This window comes from Candidatus Frankia nodulisporulans, assembly GCF_902806475.1.
Lineage (GTDB): Bacteria > Actinomycetota > Actinomycetes > Frankiales > Frankiaceae > Frankia > Frankia umida.
Map to the genome: position 1 here is coordinate 1 of NZ_CADCWS010000259.1, position 5,722 is coordinate 5,722.

A 5,722-nucleotide genomic window follows, 5' to 3' on the forward strand; every position below is an offset into this window, starting at 1 on the left:
CTCGACCAGATGCTGCTGGCCGACGCCATCGCGCCGGAGACGGTGGCCGGACCGGAACTGCCCTCGCATATGGAGGTCGCCTTCGCGGTCGCCCTGGGAATCGCCGATGCCGCGCTGGGCCTGCGGGCCGGGCTCACGGATCTGGGCCTGGAGTTCGTGCCACTGCTGTGGGAACCGTACGAGATCGCGCTCGGCCGTCATGCGCTGGGCGCGGCCCGGCCGCTGCTTTCCGCCCTGCGCGATCCGGCCCTGCGCAATGCGCTCGCCGACCTGGGTGGTTATGACCTTTCCCACAGTGCCACGATCCGCTCGATGGGCTGAATCCGCCGTTCCCATGAATACCGCTGCGGTTGTTGCTTCGGTCAGTGATGGTACAGACCGCATCGAAGATCATTATAGTCGGCCTGGTCGAACGGAAACAGTCTTCCTTTCGTGGAACGCGCTGACGTCTCCTTGCGGATGTGTCGGACATCCACGTATCCCCGCCACCGTCGCCGCCACCGTCCGTCATGGCGCAGGCCGCGGCTGGCCGACGACCCTGGCTGACCCCGGGGGTCGGTGGCATCGGCGCGGCGAGTTTCCTGGCCGACGTGGGGCATGAGGTGCCGACCGCGCTGATGGCCGGTTTCGTCACCACGACCCTGGGCGCACCCGCCGCCGCGCTCGGGGCGATCGAGGGCATCTCGGACGGTCTGGCCGGCGCCGGCCGTTTCGTCGGCGGCGCCCTGGCTGACGACCCGGGACGGCGCCGCACCGTCGCGGTCGGCGGCTACGCCACCACCGCGGTGCTGTCCGGGCTGATCGGAGTGACCACGTCCACGGTGCAGGCCGGGGTACTGCGCGGCGCGGCGTGGGCCGCCCGCGGGCTGCGGGTTCCGGCGCGCAACGCGCTGCTCGCCGATCTGGTGCCCGCCGCCGCCTACGGCCGGGCGTATGGGTTCGAGCGGACCATGGACAATCTCGGGGCTATTGGCGGGCCGCTGCTGGCGCTTGTCCTGGTGACATTCGTCAGCCTGCGTACCGCGATGCTGCTGTCGATCGTGCCGGGTCTGCTGGCCGCGTTCGCGATCGTCCACGCGATTCGGCAGGCGCGGCTTCCCCGCACCCGTGCGGCCCGCCGGCCGCGATTCGTCGTCCGACCGATCCTGCGGGGGTCGCTCGGGCGGATCATGGCCGGATTCACCGCTTTCGAACTCGGCAATGTGGCCGCGACGCTGTTGGTTCTTCGGGCCACCGATCTGCTCGCCCCCGGCCATGGCACGCACACGGCCACCCAGCTCGCGATCGGCCTTTACATCGCCTACAACATCGCCGCCACGGTGGTGTCCTTTCCCGCCGGTGGTCTCGCCGACCGGTGGGGTCGGCGCGGGCCGGTGCTGGTCACCGCCGCCGGTGTGGCGGCGTTCCTGGGTTCCTATCTGGTGTTCGCCGTGTCCGGGTCCGCGCTCTGGCTTCTGGGAGTCGCGTTCGTTCTGGCCGGGGTGGGAATCGGCTGCGCGGAGACCGCGGAACACGCGGCGGTCGCCGCCTTCGCGCCGGAGCGGATTCGTGGATCGGCGTTCGGTCTGCTGGCCACCGTGCAGGCGGTCGGGAACATCGCCGCCAGCGTGGTCGCCGGGCTGCTGTACACGGTGGTCTCACCCCGGCTGGCGTTCGGCTACCTCGCCGTCTGGATGCTGCTCGCCCTCGTGCTCCTGCTCTGGTCGGCGCGCGACCCCTCGTCCCGGACGGGTGGCGCGAAGATCGCCCCCAGGGCGGCAAGGGCACCGGGGACGGCCCGGTAGTAGGCCCAGACCCCGCGTTTGTCCCGGGTGAGCAGGCCGGCGTCCACCAGGACCTTCAGGTGATGGCTGATGGTCGGCTGGGTCAGCCCGAGCGGTTCGGTGAGCTCGCAGACACACGCCTCGCCACCCTCACGGGCGTAGATCATCGACAGCAGGCGCAGTCGGGTGGGTACCGCGATGGCCCTGAGCACCGCGGCGAGCGTGTCCGCCTCGGCGCTCGACAGCGGGGCGCCGGTCAGCGGCGTGCGGCACGCCGCGACCACCCCGGCCGCACCTGGTGGCGCGTCCGGGTCGGCCTCGCCGCTCCGGACGGTCTGAACGGCGCGGGCCGGGAGCACATCCGGCAGGGAGGTCGTGGCCGCCGGTCCAGCATGCCCAAGCCATTGACGGTCGTCTATCTCTGCCCTCATCCTCATGCCGGCAGGTATAGATGATCGTCTATGTATAGGGGTGATCATGATGGCCCGGGTGCAGTTGGCGCTCAACGTCTCGGATGTGGACGCGGCGGTGGAGTTCTACGGGAAGCTGTTCGGGGCGCGGCCGGTGAAGCGCAGGCCGGGGTACGCGAACTTCGCGATCGACCGGCCGCCGCTGAAGCTGGTCCTGATCGAGAACCCGGCGGCACGCGGTGCCGGGGTGGCCGGGGCGCTCAACCATCTTGGCGTCGAGGTCGCGACACCCGAGGAGGTCTCGGCGGCGACCGCACGCCTGGCCGGCGCCGGGCTCGCCACGGCCACCGAGCAGAACACGGCCTGCTGCTACGCGCTGCAGGACAAGGTGTGGGTCGACGATCCCGACGGTGCCCCGTGGGAGATCTACACGGTGCTCGCCGACATCGCCGAGCGTCGATCCCGCCAGCAGCGCCGGTAGCCAGCTTCGGCAGGTCGAGCCGGACGCGAACCGGCCGGGTCGGCGTGTGACTGCGGGCCGGTCTGTGCGCCGACTGGTCGCCGAGGCGCTGGGCTGCGCGCTGCTGACGGCGCTGGTCGTCGGCTCCGGGATCGCGGCGCAGCAGCTCAGCCCTGGGCAGACGGGACTGCAACTGGCCGAGAACGCGGCGGCGACCGCCGCCGGGCTCTACGCCATCATCCTGATCCTCGGGCCGGTGTCGGGCGCGCACCTCAACCCGGTCGTGACCGTCGTGGACGCGGCGTTCGGCGGGCTCTCGTGGCGGGAAGCCGCGGCCTACCTGCCCGTTCAGGTCGCCGGCTGTGTGGGTGGCGCGGTGCTGGCGAACCTGATGTTCGCCCGGTCGGCGGTGTCGATCTCGACGCGTCACCGGGCGTCGGGGGCGCATCTGCTCGCCGAGGTGGTCGGGGCCTACATCGGTGCCGCCTACTGGTTCACCAGCTCCACGAGTTTCGCCAATCCGGCGATCAGCCTCGGCCGGATGTTCTCCGACACCTTCGCCGGCATCGCCCCGGCCTCGGTGCCCGCCTTCGTCGCCGCCCAACTGGCCGGTGGGGTGCTCGGCTACGGCCTGGTCCGCCTGCTCTATCCAGCTGCCCTCGCCGAACCCGAACGGCAGGCCGAGGCCCTGCCGCCTCGTTCATGAACGCCACCCACGCATGTGCGAAAAGGAGCCCCCGGTGTCCGACCTGCCGTCGGTGCTGTTCGTCTGTGTCCACAACGCCGGCCGCTCCCAGATGGCCGCCGGTTTCCTGACCCATCTCGCCGCCGGCCGGGTCGAGGTCCGCTCCGCCGGCTCCATACCCGCAGGTCACGTCAACCCCGCCGCCGTCGCCGCGATGGCCGAGGTCGGCATCGACATCGCCGCCGAAACCCCGAAGATCCTCACCGCCGACGCCGTCGAGACCTCCGGCATCGTCATCACCATGGGCTGCGGCGACACGTGCCCGGTCTTCCCCGGCATCCGCTACGAGGACTGGAAACTCGACGACCCCGCCGGCCAGGGCCTCGACGCCGTCCGCCCCATCCGCGACGAGATTCGCACCCGCGTCGAGGGACCTCTCGCGGAGATCCTCCCCCCGTGACCTCCCGCGCAGGACCGGCGCCGCGGCGCCGGCTGGTGGGCGTGGGCCACGGCCAGCCGGCGTTGCCAGGTGTGCTCGCGGATGTGGACCCGGCGGGCCGGGTCAGTGGATGACGTCGAAGACCTGCTTCTGGATGCCGTTGGGGTAGGCCTCGGACTCGATCAGCTTCAGGCCGGTCCTGTCCTTGTCGGCCGCGCTGAACAGGCGCTTGCCGGCGCCGAGCAGCACCGGGAAGACGAGCAGGTGGTAGCGGTCGACGAGGCCGGCGTCGGCGAGGCTCGCACCCAGGGTCGCGCTGCCGTGGACGGCGATCGGGCCGCCCTCGGTCTCCTTCAGGGCGGCGACCTCCTTCACCGAGCGCAGGATCGTGGCCGGCCAGCGCGAGTCGTCGCCTTCGAGGGTGGTGGAGACGACGTAACGGGGCATCGCGTTGTAGCCGGCGAACTCCGTCATCGTCGGCCAGACCGGCGCGAAGGCCTCGTAGCTGGTGCGGCCGAGCAGCAGCGCGGTGGTCTCCTCCTGCTCGCGGCCCTTGAGCTCGTAGGCGGAGGGGTCGAACTCGATGTCCTTGAACGTCCAGCCGGTGTTGCGGTAGTCGGCCTCGCCGCCGGGCGCCTCCATGACGCCATCCAGTGAGACGAAGGCGGTGACGATCAGAGTGCGCATCGGGGTTCTCCTCCTGGCCTGCGGAAACTGCCTGTTGGGGCTACACCGACATCCTGCCCGGCCCCACCGACAAAAAATTCGGCCCGCGCGCCGCCGAAGGTCAGAGCTTGCGCAGGACCATGGCGAGGTTCCAGGTGATGATCTCGCGGGCACCGGGGACCTTGAGGATGTGCTTGGCCCAGTCGGGGAGGTAGCGGGGCATCGCGTCGAGGACCTCGACGTCGCCGCGGCGGCGGGCCCAGGACAGGGTGTCGGCGACGGAGACGGGGAACAGGGTGCGGCCGTAGATGTTCTTCGGCGCGTGGCCCCTGCGGCGCTCGAACCGGGCGGCGGCACGGTCACCACCGAGGTAGTGCCAGGGGGCCGTCTCGTGGCCGCCCCAGGGGGAGAGCCAGTTGGTGTAGCTCAGGAAGATCAGCCCGCCGGGGCGGGTGACGCGGACCAGCTCCGAACACATCCGCCACGGGTCGGGCACGTGCTCGAGCACGTTGGACGTGTAGGTCAGGTCGATGCTGCCCGTCTGGAACGGCAGGTCCAGCGCGCTGCCACGAACCCGCCCGGGCACCTCGATGCTGGCGGCCTCCATCTCGGAGACGTCCGGCTCGACCCAGACGTAGCGGGCGCCGGCGTCCAGGAAGGCGGAACGGAAGTAGCCGGGGCCGCCGCCGACGTCCAGGATCAGCTGGCCGGTCAGCGAGGTGTAGCGCTGGAGCTGACGGACGGAGTCCGCGGCGATCAACGAGTAGAAGCCGGCGGGGTCGACGGGCTCCTTGCGGTGCGCGAGGAACAGCGTCTTCGACCGGGTCAGACCCCAACCCGAATACGGCAGGGTCCGCACCAGCGGTGCCTCGTCGGCCTCCGCCTCCACGACCGCCGTGCTGGCGGGGGCCGCTGGGCTGGCCGGGACATCGGTGCTGACCGAGGCGGACCCGTTCGTCGGTTCCGCCCCGATTGCCGAGGGTTCGGTCGCGCTCGTCGGGGATGCCGCCGTGTCAGACATGGCCGGCACGATAACACCGCGCCGGAGGGGCGCCGCGAGCTGGCGCCTGGGGTGCCCGGTTGGGCGCGCTCCGCAACCACCCGGGAGGAGGAGTGGGAGCGGGCATCGGCGAACGAGGGTCTCATGATGGCCGTAACTATGCCGCAATAGGCCGTTCGCCCTACTTTCAGGCAATCTTGCGAAAAATCAGCCCAGTGCCGATTAACCTGAATCAGCGGTCGTTTTCGGGTGCTGTCTCGCCTTTTGTTGTCCCTGACCCCTGACCCCTGACCCCTGCC

The 5,722-nt window shown here is 70.8% G+C and carries 7 protein-coding genes and 1 pseudogene; 5 read left to right on the plus strand and 3 right to left on the minus strand.

Annotated elements, in window-relative coordinates; genetic code table 11:
* Both G6R24_RS17540 and G6R24_RS17545 read left to right on the plus strand, forming a co-directional pair.
* The coding region (locus G6R24_RS17540; RefSeq protein ID WP_276511350.1) for a substrate-binding domain-containing protein at positions 1 to 321 on the plus strand (321 nt) is incomplete at its 5' end.
* A gap of 188 nt (positions 322 to 509) precedes the next feature.
* Positions 510 to 1,673: pseudogene (locus G6R24_RS17545) on the plus strand (MFS transporter); the annotation flags it as partial.
* Here G6R24_RS17545 and G6R24_RS17550 read toward each other — a convergent pair.
* The gene (locus G6R24_RS17550; RefSeq protein WP_163550306.1) at positions 1,658 to 2,194 is read right to left on the minus strand and encodes an ArsR/SmtB family transcription factor; all 537 of its coding nucleotides are present in this window, start codon (positions 2,192 to 2,194) and stop codon (positions 1,658 to 1,660) included. The pseudogene G6R24_RS17545 and the gene G6R24_RS17550 sit on opposite strands and share 16 nt — an antisense overlap.
* Positions 2,195 to 2,252: 58 nt before the next feature.
* On the opposite strand from G6R24_RS17550, the gene G6R24_RS17555 reads away from it, so the two are divergent.
* Genes G6R24_RS17555 through G6R24_RS17565 form a run of 3 tightly spaced genes read left to right on the plus strand, consistent with a single transcriptional unit; the run spans position 2,253 to position 3,778 of the window.
* A complete protein-coding gene (locus tag G6R24_RS17555; RefSeq protein WP_276529341.1) occupies positions 2,253 to 2,654 on the plus strand; it encodes an ArsI/CadI family heavy metal resistance metalloenzyme in 402 nt (133 codons plus the stop codon).
* A 46-nt stretch (positions 2,655 to 2,700) separates the two neighbouring features.
* Positions 2,701 to 3,339, plus strand: a complete 639-nt coding sequence (locus G6R24_RS17560) for an aquaporin (RefSeq protein ID WP_225438664.1) — start codon at positions 2,701 to 2,703, stop codon at positions 3,337 to 3,339.
* A gap of 34 nt (positions 3,340 to 3,373) precedes the next feature.
* Positions 3,374 to 3,778 (plus strand): arsenate reductase ArsC, encoded by a 405-nt coding sequence (locus G6R24_RS17565; protein ID WP_163550304.1) that lies wholly within the window; start codon positions 3,374 to 3,376, stop codon positions 3,776 to 3,778.
* A 102-nt stretch (positions 3,779 to 3,880) separates the two neighbouring features.
* Here G6R24_RS17565 and G6R24_RS17570 read toward each other — a convergent pair whose 3' ends face one another.
* Both G6R24_RS17570 and G6R24_RS17575 read right to left on the minus strand, forming a co-directional pair.
* A complete protein-coding gene (locus G6R24_RS17570; RefSeq protein ID WP_163550305.1) occupies positions 3,881 to 4,444 on the minus strand; it encodes a dihydrofolate reductase family protein in 564 nt (187 codons plus the stop codon).
* A gap of 100 nt (positions 4,445 to 4,544) precedes the next feature.
* Positions 4,545 to 5,282: a class I SAM-dependent methyltransferase gene (locus G6R24_RS17575; protein ID WP_163550308.1), complete on the minus strand. Its 738-nt coding sequence runs from the start codon at positions 5,280 to 5,282 to the stop codon at positions 4,545 to 4,547.
* Positions 5,283 to 5,722 lie beyond the last annotated feature (440 nt).

Bases quoted from the DNA above. Each gene is read 5' to 3' on its own strand.
- G6R24_RS17550 (WP_163550306.1), bottom strand. From the start codon at position 2,194: ATGAGGGCAGAGATAGACGACCGTCAATGGCTTGGGCATGCTGGACCG.
- G6R24_RS17570 (WP_163550305.1), bottom strand. From the start codon at position 4,444: ATGCGCACTCTGATCGTCACCGCCTTCGTCTCACTGGATGGCGTCATG.